Here is a 15,962-nt window from a genome sequence, read left to right as displayed (position 1 = left end):
GCCTTGCTGCGCTCGTAGGGCATCGTCCGCTCCATGGGATAGAACTGCATCGTCTCATCGCTCGGAGCGGACGGATCATCCAGGTCGTAACCCACCGCGCTGAAGGATCCCGTCACGACCACCCGTCCGGCTTCCACGTCCCGCGCCGCCTGCAGCACGTTGCGGGTGCCGAGGACGTTGCACTCGTACACTTCCCGGCGATGGGCGCGGTTGCCCTCGATGGTCGAGACCTTCGCCGCGCAGTGATAGACGCCCTGACAGCCATCGAGCGCGTTCCGCGTGGCATCAAGATCGCGAATGTCACCGAACGCACGTTCAACCTCAAGGCCGTCCAGGGCTTCGTTGTTGTCCTCGTATCTCAGCATCACGCGGATCCGCGCGCCGTCGTCAAGAAGCCGACGCACGAGATTCGCTCCCACATGCCCGGCCGAGCCGGTGACCAGAACGGGCTCCGCCGATCGATCAGCCACAGTCCTGGATTCTGTCGTCATGTGAGTGTGAACGATCAGCCGTGCTCGTATTTAGCGGCGATCAAGTCATCGGTGGAGTTCATGATCTCGGATAACGCGGACCAGTCTCGTCCAACGACAGAGCAGGCCAAAGCCGCGGGCCGGCTCGACCACCGCCTCAAGACGCTGCTCTACCCGCCGCTGCTGGTCGTGGACGAGATCGGCTACCTGCCGGTGACCCAGAGCGGCGCGGTCCTGTTCTTCCAGCTCATCAACCGGCGCTACGGGAACGCCTCGACAGGAATATGTTTTTTAGACTTACTAAACTTGGATGATTTAGGTGTGAAGAGTTAAGCAGCGTGCATGAATTTATGGTGAAATTCCCGCGCCCCAGGAATTCTTTGGACAGTGAATCGAGAACTTGTATACGAAGCGACAGGGAAGGAGGGTCACGCTATGTCCAGAGGAAGGAATGGAGGTGCCGGGGGCGCGAAGGGAGCCCGGAGGGCGACCGGAGCGGCCCCAGCGGCCGGTGGTCGGGGGAAGGGCCGCCACACTGACGCGCTGGCGGGAAGCGTTACTTGAGGGAGGCGTGTCGGGGTTGAAGATCCGAGCCACCGACGTGGTGGACGAGGAGCGCAAGACGCTGAAGTCGGCCGTGGCCAACCTGGTGGTGGACAACGAACTGCTGCGGCAACGGACTCGGCAGATGGAGGAAGAAAAGCCTTTTCTACGGTGGAGGTCGAAGCCATGAGCCGGACCCCCTCGCCCTCCACCGGAAAGCCCTATGGTCTGGCCCGCGTGGCGGCAGTGAGGGACCTGCCATGCTCGACCTATTATTCCCGGCGTCATCGACGGGCTTACCCCATCGAGTTCCGCAAGCGGGGGCCGCGAACGGCCTGGAGCGATGAGGCGCTTAGTGAGCGGATCCGGGAGCAGATCGCCGCTTCAACGTTTCGTGGGGAAGGTCACCGCAAGGTGTGGGCACGCCTGCGGGTCGCGGGAGTGCGGACCTCCAAGGCCCGGGTGCTGCGCCTGCTGCGGCAGGCCCAGTTGCTGGCGCCCCAGCGGCAAGCTGAGCCTGCGGTGGACAATCCCCATAGCGGAACCATCACCACCGATCGTCCCAACCGGAAGTGGGGCATCGACGCCACGGCAACAATCATCCTCGAGGACGGCCAGGTGACGGTCTTCGCCGCGGTGGATCATTGCACGGCCGAGTGCGTGGGCATTCATGCCGTCAAGCGCACCACCCGCTTCGAGCCCTTGAAACCCCTTCGCCAGGGCGTCCATGAACACTTCGGAGGGTTTCAGGCCGGCGCCGCCCGCGGCTCCAACTCCGCCACCATCATGCCTCGCAGTTCATGAGCGACGACTTCCAGAACGAACCGGCCTTCCTGGGGATCGAGTCTTCGCCGGCATTCGTTCGCGAGCCGGAAGGCAACGGCTGTATTGAACGTTTCTTCAGGACGCTCAAGGAGCAACTGCTGTGGGCCCGGCACTTCCAGTCCATACCGGAACTGGTTCGGGCTTTGGAAGAGTCTCGCGCTCTCTACAACCAGCACTGGTTGATTGAGCGTCTGGGATTCGAGCCTCCGGTTCAGGCAAGACAACGCCTTGCCTTGCAACCGGCTGCTTGAGTTTGGTGCGTTTTATCTGTCCAATAAATCGGGGGCGGTACACTAAGCGTTGCCCGGTTCTTCCCTTCAAAAAAAGGGGTCTGGAAAATCCAGACCCCTTTCAGGTACGGCACCTTCGTGCCAACCGGCGGATTCAGGCGGTGGCTTTCAGCTTTCTGCCGCCGAGCGCCTTCACCTCGATCTTCTTGGGCAGGGCGGCCGGAACCAGGGGCACCGTGACTTCCAGGACCCCGTTGTGGAAGGACGCTTCGATCCTTTCCAGGTCGGTTCCCTTGGGCAAGAGCAGCGTCTGCTCATAGCTGCCGTAAGAGAAGCCCCGCACGCGCCAGTCGTCCTGCTTGACGTCGCCCGGCTCCTTCCGCTCCACCTGCACCGTCAGCCTTCCGTCAACCACCGAGAGATCGACATCCGCGGGATCCACGCCCGGCAGAGCCAGCCGGTAGACGTGGCTTCCGTCCCTCTCGAAGGCGTCGAGCTCCGGACGAAAGGCTCTGAAGCTCGGCAGGAGCCGGATGTCCCGGTTCCAGGCATCGTTGAAGAATCGATCCACCTGCCGATCGAATGAGGGAAAGTCGTTAAACAGCCTTCTTGAAAGTGCTAACATTTGGAAACCTCCTGATTTTGGGTTTTGTTACTCCGGTCCTGATTGTGACCTCACAACTACGTTTCACTGAATATGTAAGATCGCGGCCTTGGCCTGTCAAAGAGCCGGATGCATTTATGCAAGGAATCCGGCCACCTCACCCGGGTCGATGGCCCCGGATGAGCCGCAAGGCTCCAGAAGTAATCCATTAGGGTGTTCGGGAAATTCCCGGCAGAACACGGAGGAGTGCAATGGTGTGGAGAACGCTTCCAGCGCTGGTTGTCGCCTTGATTCTTCTACAGCAGTCGCAGGCCGGAAACTGGCCGCAATGGAGGGGCCCCACGCTGGACGGCATCAGCCCCGAGAAAGCCTTGCCCGTCTCCTGGGACAGGCAGACCAACATCACCTGGGAGCTGGTATTGCCCGAATTCAGCGGTTCCACCCCCATAGTCTGGGGCGATTCCGTTTTTCTCAATGTGGCTGACGGCACCGACCTCTACCTGTGGTGCGTCGACCGCGAAAAGGGTGAGCTGAAGTGGAAGAGGAGCCTGGGTCAGGGAAACGTCAAAATGCGCAAGCAGAACATGTCCTCCCCTTCCCCGGTCACCGACGGACATTCGATCTTTGTCATGACCGGAACCGGCATCCTCAAGGGATTTTCCCTGGACGGAGAGCTACTATGGGCCCGCGACATCCAGCAGGACTACGGAGCGTTCGGACTGAACCACGGCTACGCCTCCTCTCCGCTGCTGCACAAGGGCGACCTCTTCATCCAGGTCCTCCACGGAATGAAGACCGACGATCCCTCCTACGTCCTGCGAGTCGACGGCGACAACGGCAAGACCTTATGGAAGGTGGAACGGCCCACCGACGCCATCCATGAATCGCCCGATTCCTACACCACTCCGACCCTGGCCCCCGCCCCCAAGGGCCTGGAACTGGTGATCACCGGGGGAGACAGCGCCACCGGCCATGACCTGAAAACGGGACGGGAGCTATGGCGGGTGAACGGGTTCAATCCCACCAACAACCGTTACTTTCGGGTGGTTGCCTCGCCGGTGGTGGCCGCCGGCCTGGTCTATGTGCCCACCCGGGTGAAGCCCTTGATGGCCCTTCGACCGGGCGGCCGCGGAGACGTCAGCCAGAGCCATCGCGTCTGGTCGTTCCAGAACGGCCCCGACGTTCCCACTCCGGTCTCCGACGGCACCTACTTCTACTCCGTCGGCGACAAGGGGATCATGTGGTGCCTGGATGCCAGGAGCGGAAAGCAGATCTGGGGAGGGCAGCGGCTCAGACCGGGAACCTACAGCTCCTCGCCGGTGTTGGCCGACGGCAAGATCTACGTGAGCAACGAGGACGGGGTGACGAGCGTGGTCGAGGCGGGGCCCGAATTCAAGATCCTGGCCGAAAACCCGCTGGACGACTACTGCCTCAGTTCTCCGGCCATTTCCGACGGCCAGATCTTCATCAGGACGGCCGAGCGCCTCTTCTGCATCGGGAAGCGCCGCCGCTGAACTCAGCAGCTATTCTCCCAAGGGACCTGGCCTGCCCGGCCGAGGGAAACAGCCGTTACTCCCATCGCTTGGCGTGGGCGACAAAGTCGAAGTCCACGTACTCCTTCCAGCGCTCTATCAGCCGGAGGGTACAGGGACCCGGCCTGCCGTCTCCGATCGACTGGCCATTGAAACGGGTGACCGGCATCATGCACAGCGAGGTGGAAGTCATGAAGGCCTCGTCGGCGGTGGTTGCGTGGTAGGGCTGGATATCGGTCTCCCTGACGGTCATGTCCAGCCCCCGGGCCAGCTCGATGGTGGTCAGCCGGCTCACCCCCTGCAGGATGTTCCGCTCGCTGGGGGTATACACCTCTCCTCGATTCACCACGAAGAAATTCCAGCCCGTACCCTCGGCCAGGTTTCCCTGGTGGTCCAGCATCAGGGGGAGGGCATCGGGATCGACCAGCCGGGCCTCGGCGTCGGCCAGTGAAAAGTGCAGGCGGCTGCGATACTTGATCTTGGGATCGATGGTCAGCGGATGCATGTGGCGGGTCGGTGGCGTCACTACGTGCAGTCCCTTGTCGTAGTAGGCCGCCTTTGCCTTGAGGCCCGTAGACAGAGGATAGAAATACATCACGAAGGTCGTCTCGGTGGGGGGCAGCACCAGCCCCATTCGACCGCGGCTGACCAGGTGCCCCACGCCGCCTTCGTCACCGTCTTCCAGGGTCGGCAGGTTGTCCTCCAGGAACTTCCGGGTCACCCGATCCAGTTCCTCCGTCGTCATGCCGAGGGTCATCCTGGCCGCCTTGATGGAGCGCAGCAGGCGGTCACGGTGTTCCGGCCAGCGAAACAGCTTGTGATGGAAGGTTCGGGCCGTCTCGATCACGGAATCCCCAATCAGGACCGCGCTGTCGAAAATCGAAATCCTGGCTTCCTCTTCCGGAACCATTTCCCCGTTGACGTAGACTTGCCTCTGCTTCATCTCACCCTCCCATGATTATCTGAATCCATCCGGAGCACTCCTCGAAGAAGGCCGGCGGTCCGGTAGCCCGCCGGCGGCATCCAACGACCGGTATGAAACCCTGTCCGCGGTTGACTCGGGTCCTCCGGTCTCCTAAAATTCCGCCGGTGGCAGCCCCGAGCCACTAGCAATAGTACGACAGTCCTCCGGCAGTTGCACCATGTCCGGTGCTCACGTCCACAAAAAGTGGGGCCGCCTTCAGGAATCCAGAACCGTGCGCATTCTGTTGACCGGCTCCAGCGGTCGAGTGGGCCGCAATCTCCTGCCGGACGGCCTGGCCGCTCGCCACCAGGTCACGGCCTTCGACTGGGCGCCGCCCCCGACCCGGCTGGACAATGTCCGCTACGTGGCCGGCAGCATCCTGGACCGCAAGGATCTTTCCGATGCCATGCAGGGGGCCGAGGCCGTCATCCACCTGGCCGCCATCCCCTACGACATTCCCCCCTTGCACCAGGTGTTCAATATCAATGTGCAGGGAACCTACCATGCGCTGGAGTTGGCGGTCGAGCATGGGGTACGCCACTTTTTGCACGCCTCCAGCCTGATGGCCTACGGCTTCGGCCGCAACGCCGAGGCGCAATACCTGCCCATCGACGAGGACCACCCGGCGGCCTCCCACGACACCTACGGGGTCGGCAAGCTCCTGACCGAGTCCCTCTGCCGGGCCTTCACCGACAAGTTCGGCCTGCGCACCCTCTGCTTTCGCCTGACCCACTTCACGGCATTCCTTCGCCACTACGGAGACCAATTCCCCTACGACGACGACTCGGGAATCCAGGGATTGCACGAGTACATCGAATCCCGGGACCTGGTGGAGTTGCTGGAGGCGGCACTGGCTTCCGAGAGGGTCCTGCACGACGTGTTCCTGGCCTCGGGCCCCGATTCCGGCCACGTCCTGCCCACACCGGAGGTCATCCGGAAGTATCATCCCAAGGCGGAATTGCGCTACCGCAATCTGGAACCGGAATCCCCCTTCATCTCCATGGAAAAGAGTCGCCGGCTGTTGGGCTTCACTCCCAGCCGCAGTTGGAGAGAATACGGATTGACCGAGGAGGGATTGGTCAACCGGCCGTCCTCGTCCGAGTGAACCCGGGGAGCGCCACGAGCTTGCCCGGCAAGACGCCAGGCCTCATCCGGAGTTCCCCGATTCAGCCGCCTTGAAGACGGCCGCAGGTTCCAATACAATGAGGCGACTGACCGTACCATCGGCGGCCCCTCTCTCTCACTCCACCGCCATCCCCGATTCGATCATTCAACCATGAGCCGACTCCTGATCGTCTCCAACCGACTGCCTATCACGGTGAAGTCGGAGCAGGGCAAGATCCGGGTAAGCGAATCCATCGGAGGTCTGGCCACCGGTCTTCGCGGCCCTCACCAATCGGGCGAGTCCCTCTGGGTGGGTTGGCCCGGCGAGGTCTCGAGCCAGGAGGGCCAGCGGTCCCATCTGGAAAAGGAGCTGGCGGACCTCCGTGCGGTGCCGGTCTATCTCACCCAGAGCGAGATCAACCGTTACTACGAGGCCTTCTCCAATGGCGTGCTCTGGCCTCTGTTCCACTACCAGACAGACCTGATTCAACGGGACGCCTGGCGGCACTGGGAGACCTACCGGGAAGTCAACCGGCACTTCGCCGAAGTTGTCGCCCGGGAATACCGAACCGGCGACCTGGTTTGGGTGCACGACTACCAGCTCACCCTGGTGCCGGCCATGCTGCGGCGCATGCTTCCCCAAGCCAGAATCGGATTCTTCCTGCACATCCCCTTCCCTTCCTCCGAAGTCTTCCGGATCCTCCCGTGGCGCAGCCAGATGCTGGAGGGCATCCTGGGAGCCGATTTGATCGGATTCCACACCTTCTCCTACCTGCGGCATTTTGCGCGGGCCATTTCGCTGGTTCTGGGAGTGGAATCCCAGGGCGAAATGCTGACCTTCGAGGAACGGAAGATCCTCATGGGAGTCTTCCCCATTGGCGTCGATGCCGCCGAGTTCGGCCGGCTGGCCGACCAGGAATCGGTGCTGGCCAAGGTGGAAGCCGTGCGACAGGAGTGCGGAGGGCGCAAGCTGATCCTGGGGGTGGACCGTCTCGACTACACCAAGGGACTGCCGCGGCGCATGCTGGCCATGGATCGATTGCTGGAGAGGGAATCCGGGTTGAGGGACAAGGTGCGCATGATTCAGATCGTGGTGCCCTCTCGCACCAGGGTCGACTCCTACGAGCAATACCGCCAGAGCCTGGACGAGCTGGTGGGCCGCATCAATGGCGCCCATGCGACCGTAAACTCGGTGCCCATACACTACCTCTACCGCTCCATACCCCAATCCGAGCTGGTCGCACTCTACCGCTCGGCCGACCTGATGCTGGTCACTCCCTTGCGGGACGGAATGAACCTGGTGGCCAAGGAGTTCGTGGCCTCCCGCACCGATGAAGACGGGATCCTGATGCTGAGCGAATTTGCCGGGGCTGCCGAAGAGCTGCGGGAAGCCGTATCCGTCAACCCCTACGACATCGATGGAGTAGCCAGCACCATCAGCAACAGCCTTTCGCTTCCGGAGGAAGAACGGCGGGCTCGCATGCGGGTATTGCGCAGCCGCGTTCTGACCTACGACTGCTACCACTGGGCGAACAGTTTCATCAAGGCTCTTGAAACCACTCCCGGAGTCACCACCCAACCCCTGGAAGCCCAATCCGCCCACGCCAGGATGGAGGCAATGCTGGAGAAGCTGGGTGGTTCCGACCGCTTGCTGCTGTTGCTGGACTACGACGGCACGCTGGTGCCCCTGGCCAGCTCACCCCAATTGGCAGTTCCCGACCCCGAGGTAAAGAAGCTGCTCCGGGCCCTGGCGGCGCGGCCGGGCACCGACGTTCACATTGTCAGCGGCCGTCCGGCCCCCGTCCTGGAAAGCTGGCTGGGTGGAATGCCCATCGGACTGCACGCGGAGCACGGCTTCTGGTCCCGCCCGAAACCGGGAGGCCCCTGGCAGCGCAACAGCCCGGACGACTCCAAGTGGAAAGAGGTCATTCTTCCCATTCTGGAGCAGTTCGCCTCCTGGACTCCGGGCTCTCTGATCGAGCGGAAGAGCGCGGGACTGGCCTGGCATTACCGGATGGCCGATCCCGAGCTGGGCAAAGCCCATGCCCGGGATCTCCAACATCGGATGGGTAGGGTCTTACCGGGTCTGTCCGCCGAGATGGTGATGGGTCACAAAGTTGTGGAGGTGCGGGCCCGGGGCATTCACAAGGGCATGGTGGTCCCCGCGCTGACAAAGGCGGGAGAAGGAGACCGGGCCATCGTGGCGGTGGGAGACGACCGGTCCGACGAAGAACTGTTCGCGGCTCTGCCGCCCGGGAGCTTTACCATCCACGTCGGTTCCGGCGAGAGCCGGGCCGGCCACCGACTGCCCGATCCGGCCGCGGTCCGGGATTTCCTCTCTCGGCTGCTCGAAGCTTAACCCTGCCGACAATCGCTCCCAGGATCCCGGGGCTGAGGCTACCAATCAGTTGCCAAGGCGCCTGCAGCCTACCGACCCGATGTGAACACGTCCAGCATGGGAACCGGACCGCCGCTGGTGACCACCGTCGGCATCACCCCGTTCCACTTTTCCACGGCAGATCTCTGAACCTCGATTTGCCGCAACTGTATCAACTCGGTGGTCACCTGAGCTCTTTGGAGTTCCAGTCCCTTGGCTTCGGCCCGAGCCTGCTCGATCTGCTGCTTGGCCTCGAACTCGACCCGCCGAAGCGCGTTCTCGGCTTCCAGAGCCTGTTGGACGGCCGTCACCTTGGCCTCGATGGCCTGCTGGAAGGCGTTCGAAAACTGGAAATCGGTGATCGACACCTGAACAACGTCCAGACCGCGCGGCTTCAATCGATCGGCCAGCAATTCCTGCAAGGCGGTCTTCACCGCCGGGCGCTGGGTGATGAGTTCTTCGGCATTGTAGTTGGCCGTGGTCGATTTCACGGCTTCCTGGATAAAGGGCTGAATCACCAGGCTTTCGTAGTTCCGCCGCAGGGTGCGATAGACCTCCGCGACCTCGGCGGGCATCAGCTGGTAGTTCAAGGTGACTTCGGTGGTCACCACCTGCAGATCCTTGCTGGAGGAGGTAGCGGGCGCGGTGTACTTGTGAATCTGCGTGGACATCAGCGCCACGTCCTCGATGAAGGGGACTTTGAAGTAGAGCCCCTCATCCAGGATCTTCCCGGTCGGAGCCTCGAATCGCAGCAGAACCCCCCGCTGCCCGGCGCCTACGGTTCCGAAAGCTCCCGAGACTACGATCAAGGCGACTATCACCACCACTCCCATTGAGACGATCCTTCCAAAATTAGCTGGCATTCGAAATTCCTCCCGTGCATATCTTGCCATTGTGATCTCCTATCCGTTTCGGAAATTGCTCCTGCTGTTTCACAAACCCATTCTACTTGAGCCGGGGTAGAAGCACATGTTTTTCAGGAAAGGCCGGATCGCCTATAATCAGGCGGCCGGGTGGTTAGGGCCGGACCAGCGTCCCTGTCCACTGCCCGGCCAGGCCATGCACCGGGAGCCTGGCTCGACCCCAGTCTTCCCGGAATCGCACAGCTTTCTTACTCTTTTTCCTGACGCTCGGAGACCCGATCCATGCCAACATTCAGCCCACAAGTGCTTCGCGATATTGGAAACCAGCTCTTTCAGACGGCCGGCTGCCGAGAAGAAGACAGTCGCGCCGTGGTGGACCACATCGTGGAGTCGAATCTATTTGGCCACCCCTCCCATGGAGTGATGCGATACGCGGAATACCTTTGCGCCCTGCGAGAGGGTCGTTTCAAGCCCCAAGCCACTCCTGAAGTCGTTACCGATCACCCATGCACGGCCGTTGTGGACGCCAACGGAGCCCTGGGGCAGATCGGAGCCAACTTCGCCACCCGCCTGGCCATCGACAAGGCTCGAAGGCAGGGCATGGCGGCGGTCGGCCTGCGCAACACCAGCCACATCGGGCGGATAGGGGCCTACCCGCTGCAGATCGCCAGAGAGGGCCTGATTGGTTTCATTTTCACCAACGCGGGCCGCTTGGGCTATCAAATCGCTCCCTTCGGCGGCATTGACGGGCGGCTCAGCACCAACCCTCTGGCCTTCGCCGCGCCGCGCCGCCAGGCCGATCCGATCCTCATCGACATGACCACCTCCATGGCGGCCGAGGGCAAGATACGGGTCGCCATGAATCAGGGCAAGCAACTGCCCGAGGGATGGATCATCGACTCGGAGGGGCGGCCCACGACCGACCCCCACAAGTTCAAGGGCGATCCGCCGGGAGCGATTCTGCCTCTCGGAGGGCCGGTCGGCCACAAGGGCTACGGCCTCAGCATCATGGTGGAAATCCTGGGCGGGGCCCTCAGCGGGGAGGGATGCGCGGCCGGGGAACGCACCATGTCCAGCAACGGCGTCCTGATAACCGCCTACCGCATTGAGGACTTTTGCGACCTGGACCACTATTACGACGAAGTCGACTCCCTGATCGCACACGTCAAGTCCAGCCGCCTGGCCGAGGGCTTCAGTGAAATCCTGGCCCCCGGCGAACCCGAGTTTCGCAGCGCCCGGCGCAAACAGGCGGAGGGCATCACCGTGGACGACAACACCTGGGCTCAAATCTGCGAAGAGGCCCGGTGGCTGGGGCTCTCTCCCGAAGACTGGCCAGGACCATCCAGTTGAACCGGTAACGTCGCTTTCCGGTATACTAGATTGAGTCGAGAAACAATGACCGGAGAGGCGATAGTCCCCGAAACCGGGCCCCGGTCGAGTCACAGCCATGCGGCGTATCTACCTTGACAACAACGCGACCACCCGGGTGGCCCCGGAGGTGCTGGAAGCCATGCTGCCCTGCTACGGGGAACTCTTCGGCAACCCCTCCAGCGTTCATGGGTATGGGCAGGAGGCCAAGGAGGCCCTGGACCTGGCGCGGGAACAGGTGGCTGACCTGCTGAACTCGGAACCCAACGAAATCGTGTTCACCGCCGGCGGTACCGAAAGCGACAACCTGGCCATCCGGGGAGTGATGGAAGCGGCCCCGGGAACCTCCAGGCACCTGGTGACCTCGCAAATCGAGCACCATGCCGTGATCCACACCTGCCAGAATCTCGAGAAGCGGGGAGTCAAGGTCACCTACCTGCCCGTGGGACGGGAAGGCGTGGTGGATGCCGAGCAGGTCGCCCGAGCCGTGCGTGCGGACACCCGGCTGATCTCCATCATGGTTGCCAACAACGAGACAGGCGCCTTGCAGCCGGTCCACCGGATCGGCGAGATTGCCAGGGAGCGGGGTGTGGTCTTCCACTCGGATGCCGTTCAGGCAGCCGGCAAGATTCCACTGGACACGGCCGAGCTCGGCGTCGACCTGCTCACCATCAGCGCCCACAAGTTCCATGGTCCCAAGGGGGTGGGAGCTCTCTTCGTGAGAAAGGGAACACGTCTGCGGCCCCTTTTTTATGGCGGGGGTCACGAAAGAAACCGCCGGGCGGGAACCGAGAACGTGCCGCAGATCGTCGGTCTGGGTCGTGCTGCCGAATTGGCCCGGAAGTCCATGGAGCGGGAAGGCGATCGGATCGGCCAGTTAAGGGATTGGTTCGAGCAGGAGGTGCAGCGCCGAATCCCCAAGGTCTCGGTCAACGGCCGCGCCGATTCCAGGCTGTGCAACACTTCCAACCTGCGCTTTGCCGGCGCCGAGGCCGAGGGTTTGATCATCAATCTGGATCTGGCGGGAGTGGCCTGTTCCACGGGGTCCGCCTGTTCCTCCGGGGCCATCGAGCCTTCCCATGTATTGACGGCCATGGGCCTTTCACCGGCCGAGGCCTTCGAGTGCCTCCGCTTCAGCTTGTCCAAGGACACCAGCCGGGAGGACCTGGGCCGGGTGCTGGACCTGCTGCCCGATCTGGTCGCCCGGCAACGGGAGATGTCTTCTCCTGAAAAACATGCCTATTCCATGATCTCCTGACCCGGCCCCGAACGGGCCGGAGTCGTGCCGGTCCGGTAGAACCGCTTCCCCATCATCACGTGTCGCGCGAACGGAGGTCGAACCGACACCGGCCCCTGGTAAGTGGTAGTCAGTATGTCAGAGAAAATTGTCATTGCCATGAGCGGCGGGGTGGACAGCTCCACCGCCGCCGCCCTGCTCAAGGATCAGGGCCGGGACGTGGTGGGTCTCTCCATGCAGCTATGGGACTATACCCGGCGCGAAACCGGTGACGACGAGGCCTGGGAGCGAAAGAACTCGGGAACCTGCTGCTCGCTCGACGACATCCATGACGCCCGGCGTGTGGCCCGCTTCCTCGACATTCCCTTTTACGTGGTCAACTTCGAGCGGGCTTTCGAGCAGGAGGTGGTGCGTCCCTTCGTGGAGAGCTACCTCAGCGGGGAGACTCCCATACCTTGCACCCGTTGCAACACGCTCATGAAGTTCGACCGGCTGCTGGCGCGGGCCACCCAGATCGGCGCCGACCGGATCGCCACCGGCCATTACGCCCGCATCCGCCACAACCCCCGGACCGGTCGCTACGAGCTTCTCCGCGCCGTCGACCGAAGCAAGGACCAGTCCTTTTTCCTGTTCGACCTGACCCAGGCCCAGTTGAGCCGCATGCTCTTCCCCCTGGGCGGGTTGACCAAGGCCGAGGTGCGCGGCATTGCCGAAACCCATGGCCTGCCCATCGCCGACAAGCCGGAAAGCCAGGAGATCTGCTTCATTCCCACCAAGGACACCGGACGGTTCGTGGAGCGGTATCTGGAAAAGATGCGGACGTCGACTGCCGGATCGAACGGCTCGAAGCAGGACCCGGGGACCGACTCCGCCTCCTCGGACAGTACGGGGCCCGGTCCAATCGTGAACCGGCAGGGAGAGTTCATGGGCGAGCACCCCGGAATCCACCATTTCACCATCGGCCAGCGGAAAGGCCTGGGAGTGGCAACCGGGGAGCGGCTCTACGTCATCGAGACCGACCCCCGCCACAATCGGGTGGTGGTGGGCCCGGACCGCGATCTGCTCCGGTCCGGCCTGATCGCCTCCGGCGTCAACTGGATCACCATCGAGAAGTGCACCGGGGCGCTGCGGGTTCAGGCCCAGATTCGCAGCCGGCACCAGGCAGCCGAGGCAACCCTGTCGGCTCGGGAGGACGGATCGGTGGAGGTCCGCTTCGACCAACCTCAGCGGGCCGTGACCCCGGGGCAGGCCGTGGTCTTCTACCAGGACGAGCTGGTGGTGGGCGGCGGCTGGATTCGGGAAGGGCTGTAGCCCGCATTTCGCCGGACCAACCGAAACCCTCCGCCCCTCCGCGACCGGGGTTGCCTTCACCCGCCGGTATAACTGTGACCTGACTCGATGAAGACAGGATTTCTCTGGGACGAACTCTTCCTGAAGCACGATACCGGGCTGGCCCATCCGGAGAGCAAGGAGCGCCTGCTCTCCATCCGGCGGGGGCTGGACACCTATCCCCACCTCAAGGACCTCAAGCGCCTGGGCCTGAGACCGGCCACCGAGGCGGAGCTCCGCCTGGTCCACCCCGCCGCCCACATACGCACCATTCAGCGCAGCTCCGGCAGACCCTTCGCCTATCTCGATCCCGACACGGCCGTCTGCGAAGCCAGCTACGAGGTGGCCATCCATGCGGTGGGCGGAATCCTCCAGATGATCGAGTCCCTGATGTCGGGCGAGATCGACAACGGCTTTGCGTTTGTGCGGCCGCCCGGTCACCACGCCGAACCCGAACGGGCCATGGGTTTCTGCCTCTTCGGAAACGTGGCCCTGGGCGCCGCTTTCGCTCTGAAACGATTCGGGCTGGAACGGATCCTGGTTGTCGATTTCGATGTCCATCACGGCAACGGCACTCAAAAGACCTTTTACAATCGCCAGGACGTGCTGTTCATCTCTACCCATCAGTTTCCCCTATTCCCAGGAACCGGAGCCTTCCCGGAGACCGGCAGCGGTTCCGGTAAGGGCTTCACCCTCAACTTTCCGCTTCCCGCCGGAACCGGAGACGTCACCTACGGCCTGCTGTTCGACAAGATCATCCTTCCGGTCGCCAAGGCCTACCGGCCTCAATTGATGCTGGTGTCGGCCGGCTTCGACGCCTACGTGGAAGACCCCCTGGCCGGCATGCGTGTCACTCCGAACGGATTTGCCTCCATGGCCCGCTACCTCAAGGTCCTGGCCGACACGGTCTGTCAGGGAAGGATGGTCCTGGTACTGGAGGGCGGCTACCACCTCGCGGGATTGCGGGATAGTGTGCTACGGGTGCTGGACCAGCTCCGAGGGCACCCGGGACCCAATCCGTCCTCGGGCCGCTCCGACCTGTTTGAGGCCGTCCTGACCAGGGCCCGGACGCATTTCGGGGACCACTGGAAGTTCTGACCATGAGCGGGCAACGATGCCGCTTGCGCCGCTCGGATCACCTCCTCTATAATTCAATCAGTTGGAACCAGCTAGCCAGGGGGTCCCCATGATGAGGCATTTCGGCATCGCTCTTGTCATCCTTGCCCTTCTCCCCCATCTCGCCATCGCAGAGGACGAGTCCTCCCAACTCAACACCCCGGCTCGCCGCGAGCTGGTTCGGGCGCTCGCCAGTGAGTACGCCACCCTGAAGGTCTCTCTACCTATCAACAAAAGGGGTCTCATCGTAGACGACACCGGCGAGTTCGACTGGGAAAAACACGAATTGTCCCTGCTTCGAAGCGGCCAGTTCATCACTTCCGGCATCAGGGTCCAGATCACCAAGATCAGCTTCGACAAGAAAAAGTTGCGCTTCGAGCTCAACGGCGGTGGCAGGAAGCTGAAGAGGCGCATACTGGAACGGATCTACGCGGGTACGGCAACCTCGGTGACACCGTTGGCCAGACCCTCGGATGCCTCCAACCCCAAGGGGTCCTACGTCACCATCAAGTTCGATGAGTTCGTTCCCGACCTGACGCCCGATGAAGTCAAGTCCATCCTGGCCACGGTGCTGGATTTCAGCAAGAAGAGCTCGACCAAGAGCTTCATGGAAGCCCAGCCCGAAGAGTTCAAGGAAGCCATCCGCAACAAGCGGGCGGCTGTGGGCATGGACAAGGACACGGTGCTGGCCTCAATGGGCCAGCCGCTGCGGAGGGTGTGGGAAACCAAGGGAGAGACGGTGGTGGAGGAGTGGATTTACGGAGAGAGGCCCTACAAGGTGATCTTCGTGGAGTTCCACGAGGGAATCGTGGTCAGCGTCAAGGAATACTAAGGCACCATCCCACCCACCCTGGTGCTACCCTTCAGAATTTCCTGATCTGTCGCAATGCTTCGTAGACGACGACGGCAACGGCGTTGCTCAAATTGAGACTCCGAGCCTTGTCGCCCCACATCGGAATCTTGAGGGATCGGTGCGGCTGTTTCTCGATCAGCTCCCGCGGCAATCCCCGGGTTTCACATCCGAACACCAGGTAGTCCTCCCACCGGTAGCTGGCCTCGGTGTAGAGTCGGGTGGCCTTGCTGGAGAGATAGTAAAAGCGGGCGCCGGGAGCCTGTTCCTGCAACTCCGCCAGGGAGTCGTGGCGCGTTACATCGAGGGACGGCCAGTAGTCCAATCCGGCCCGCTTCAAGTGATGGTCCGAGAGCGAGAATCCCAGGGGACCTACCAGGTGGAGCTGACACTGGGTGAGGACGCAGAGCCGGCCGATGTTTCCCGTGTTCTGAGGAATTTCGGGCTCCACCAGGACTACATGCATCTGCTCGCCCGCATTTCTCACCAGGGGGCGTGATCATGGCGCAGGAATTTTCCCTTCAGCGCGTGCTCGCGACCGAAGAGCGTA

16 protein-coding genes and 1 pseudogene are annotated in these 15,962 nt (G+C 62.5%); 12 read left to right on the top strand and 5 right to left on the bottom strand.

Features of this window, described 5'->3' with window-relative positions; genetic code table 11:
- Positions 1 to 470 (bottom strand): NAD-dependent epimerase/dehydratase family protein (locus tag OXI69_06940; GenBank protein ID MDE2665868.1); only part of this gene is annotated, 470 nt, incomplete at its 3' end.
- Between the two features lie 117 nt (positions 471 to 587).
- On the opposite strand from OXI69_06940, the pseudogene OXI69_06935 reads away from it, so the two are divergent.
- From OXI69_06935 to OXI69_06920, 4 genes and pseudogenes are all read left to right on the top strand, one after another.
- Positions 588 to 803: pseudogene (locus OXI69_06935) on the top strand (ATP-binding protein).
- A 118-nt stretch (positions 804 to 921) separates the two neighbouring features.
- Entirely contained in the window at positions 922 to 1,203 is a 282-nt protein-coding gene (locus tag OXI69_06930; protein MDE2665867.1) for a hypothetical protein, read from the top strand.
- Positions 1,200 to 1,817, top strand: a complete 618-nt coding sequence (locus OXI69_06925) for an IS3 family transposase (protein ID MDE2665866.1) — start codon at positions 1,200 to 1,202, stop codon at positions 1,815 to 1,817. Before OXI69_06930 ends, OXI69_06925 begins: the two co-directional genes overlap by 4 nt.
- A complete protein-coding gene (locus tag OXI69_06920; protein MDE2665865.1) occupies positions 1,814 to 2,089 on the top strand; it encodes an integrase core domain-containing protein in 276 nt (91 codons plus the stop codon). Before OXI69_06925 ends, OXI69_06920 begins: the two co-directional genes overlap by 4 nt.
- 133 nt (positions 2,090 to 2,222) lie before the next feature.
- Here the strand turns inward: OXI69_06920 and OXI69_06915 are convergent, their stop codons facing one another.
- On the bottom strand, positions 2,223 to 2,693 hold the full coding sequence (locus tag OXI69_06915; protein MDE2665864.1) for an Hsp20/alpha crystallin family protein: 471 nt from the start codon (positions 2,691 to 2,693) through the stop codon (positions 2,223 to 2,225).
- A gap of 230 nt (positions 2,694 to 2,923) precedes the next feature.
- Here OXI69_06915 and OXI69_06910 point away from each other — a divergent pair, with 230 nt between their 5' ends.
- Positions 2,924 to 4,186, top strand: a complete 1,263-nt coding sequence (locus OXI69_06910; GenBank protein MDE2665863.1) for a PQQ-binding-like beta-propeller repeat protein — start codon at positions 2,924 to 2,926, stop codon at positions 4,184 to 4,186.
- Between the two features lie 55 nt (positions 4,187 to 4,241).
- Here OXI69_06910 and OXI69_06905 read toward each other — a convergent pair whose 3' ends face one another.
- Complete coding sequence (locus tag OXI69_06905; protein ID MDE2665862.1) at positions 4,242 to 5,147, bottom strand: aminotransferase class IV; 906 nt, start codon at positions 5,145 to 5,147, stop codon at positions 4,242 to 4,244.
- Between the two features lie 253 nt (positions 5,148 to 5,400).
- On the opposite strand from OXI69_06905, the gene OXI69_06900 reads away from it, so the two are divergent.
- Together OXI69_06900 and OXI69_06895 are read left to right on the top strand one after the other, a co-directional pair.
- Positions 5,401 to 6,273 carry an NAD(P)-dependent oxidoreductase gene (locus OXI69_06900; protein ID MDE2665861.1) on the top strand — a complete coding sequence of 291 codons (873 nt, stop codon included), beginning with the start codon at positions 5,401 to 5,403 and terminating at the stop codon, positions 6,271 to 6,273.
- A 171-nt stretch (positions 6,274 to 6,444) separates the two neighbouring features.
- Positions 6,445 to 8,631, top strand: coding sequence for a bifunctional alpha,alpha-trehalose-phosphate synthase (UDP-forming)/trehalose-phosphatase (locus OXI69_06895; protein MDE2665860.1), 2,187 nt, complete (start codon positions 6,445 to 6,447; stop codon positions 8,629 to 8,631).
- A 68-nt stretch (positions 8,632 to 8,699) separates the two neighbouring features.
- Here the strand turns inward: OXI69_06895 and OXI69_06890 are convergent, their stop codons facing one another.
- Complete coding sequence (locus OXI69_06890; GenBank protein ID MDE2665859.1) at positions 8,700 to 9,512, bottom strand: prohibitin family protein; 813 nt, start codon at positions 9,510 to 9,512, stop codon at positions 8,700 to 8,702.
- Positions 9,513 to 9,794: 282 nt separating this feature from the next.
- Here OXI69_06890 and OXI69_06885 point away from each other — a divergent pair, with 282 nt between their 5' ends.
- The 5 genes from OXI69_06885 (at position 9,795) to OXI69_06865 (ending at position 15,394) form a co-directional block, all read left to right on the top strand.
- Positions 9,795 to 10,862 carry an Ldh family oxidoreductase gene (locus OXI69_06885; GenBank protein MDE2665858.1) on the top strand — a complete coding sequence of 356 codons (1,068 nt, stop codon included), beginning with the start codon at positions 9,795 to 9,797 and terminating at the stop codon, positions 10,860 to 10,862.
- Between the two features lie 97 nt (positions 10,863 to 10,959).
- Positions 10,960 to 12,138: a cysteine desulfurase family protein gene (locus OXI69_06880; protein MDE2665857.1), complete on the top strand. Its 1,179-nt coding sequence runs from the start codon at positions 10,960 to 10,962 to the stop codon at positions 12,136 to 12,138.
- Between the two features lie 114 nt (positions 12,139 to 12,252).
- Complete coding sequence (mnmA, locus tag OXI69_06875) at positions 12,253 to 13,428, top strand: tRNA 2-thiouridine(34) synthase MnmA (protein ID MDE2665856.1); 1,176 nt, start codon at positions 12,253 to 12,255, stop codon at positions 13,426 to 13,428.
- 87 nt (positions 13,429 to 13,515) lie between these two features.
- Entirely contained in the window at positions 13,516 to 14,544 is a 1,029-nt protein-coding gene (locus OXI69_06870) for a histone deacetylase (GenBank protein MDE2665855.1), read from the top strand.
- A gap of 88 nt (positions 14,545 to 14,632) precedes the next feature.
- Complete coding sequence (locus tag OXI69_06865; protein ID MDE2665854.1) at positions 14,633 to 15,394, top strand: hypothetical protein; 762 nt, start codon at positions 14,633 to 14,635, stop codon at positions 15,392 to 15,394.
- A 31-nt stretch (positions 15,395 to 15,425) separates the two neighbouring features.
- Here OXI69_06865 and OXI69_06860 read toward each other — a convergent pair whose 3' ends face one another.
- The gene (locus tag OXI69_06860; GenBank protein ID MDE2665853.1) at positions 15,426 to 15,878 is read right to left on the bottom strand and encodes a tRNA (cytidine(34)-2'-O)-methyltransferase; all 453 of its coding nucleotides are present in this window, start codon (positions 15,876 to 15,878) and stop codon (positions 15,426 to 15,428) included.
- Positions 15,879 to 15,962: the final 84 nt, after the last annotated feature.

The sequence above is a fragment of the Acidobacteriota bacterium genome, from assembly GCA_028875575.1.
GTDB lineage: Bacteria > Acidobacteriota > Terriglobia > Versatilivoradales > Versatilivoraceae > Versatilivorator.
This window is presented reverse-complemented; position numbering and strand designations above follow the sequence as displayed.

Bases quoted from the DNA above. Each gene is read 5' to 3' on its own strand.
- OXI69_06930 (MDE2665867.1), top strand. From the start codon at position 922: ATGGAGGTGCCGGGGGCGCGAAGGGAGCCCGGAGGGCGACCGGAGCGG.
- OXI69_06925 (MDE2665866.1), top strand. From the start codon at position 1,200: ATGAGCCGGACCCCCTCGCCCTCCACCGGAAAGCCCTATGGTCTGGCC.
- OXI69_06920 (MDE2665865.1), top strand. From the start codon at position 1,814: ATGAGCGACGACTTCCAGAACGAACCGGCCTTCCTGGGGATCGAGTCT.
- OXI69_06915 (MDE2665864.1), bottom strand. From the start codon at position 2,693: ATGTTAGCACTTTCAAGAAGGCTGTTTAACGACTTTCCCTCATTCGAT.
- OXI69_06910 (MDE2665863.1), top strand. From the start codon at position 2,924: ATGGTGTGGAGAACGCTTCCAGCGCTGGTTGTCGCCTTGATTCTTCTA.
- OXI69_06905 (MDE2665862.1), bottom strand. From the start codon at position 5,147: ATGAAGCAGAGGCAAGTCTACGTCAACGGGGAAATGGTTCCGGAAGAG.
- OXI69_06895 (MDE2665860.1), top strand. From the start codon at position 6,445: ATGAGCCGACTCCTGATCGTCTCCAACCGACTGCCTATCACGGTGAAG.
- OXI69_06890 (MDE2665859.1), bottom strand. From the start codon at position 9,512: ATGCCAGCTAATTTTGGAAGGATCGTCTCAATGGGAGTGGTGGTGATA.
- OXI69_06885 (MDE2665858.1), top strand. From the start codon at position 9,795: ATGCCAACATTCAGCCCACAAGTGCTTCGCGATATTGGAAACCAGCTC.
- OXI69_06880 (MDE2665857.1), top strand. From the start codon at position 10,960: ATGCGGCGTATCTACCTTGACAACAACGCGACCACCCGGGTGGCCCCG.
- mnmA (MDE2665856.1), top strand. From the start codon at position 12,253: ATGTCAGAGAAAATTGTCATTGCCATGAGCGGCGGGGTGGACAGCTCC.
- OXI69_06870 (MDE2665855.1), top strand. From the start codon at position 13,516: ATGAAGACAGGATTTCTCTGGGACGAACTCTTCCTGAAGCACGATACC.
- OXI69_06865 (MDE2665854.1), top strand. From the start codon at position 14,633: ATGATGAGGCATTTCGGCATCGCTCTTGTCATCCTTGCCCTTCTCCCC.
- OXI69_06860 (MDE2665853.1), bottom strand. From the start codon at position 15,878: ATGCATGTAGTCCTGGTGGAGCCCGAAATTCCTCAGAACACGGGAAAC.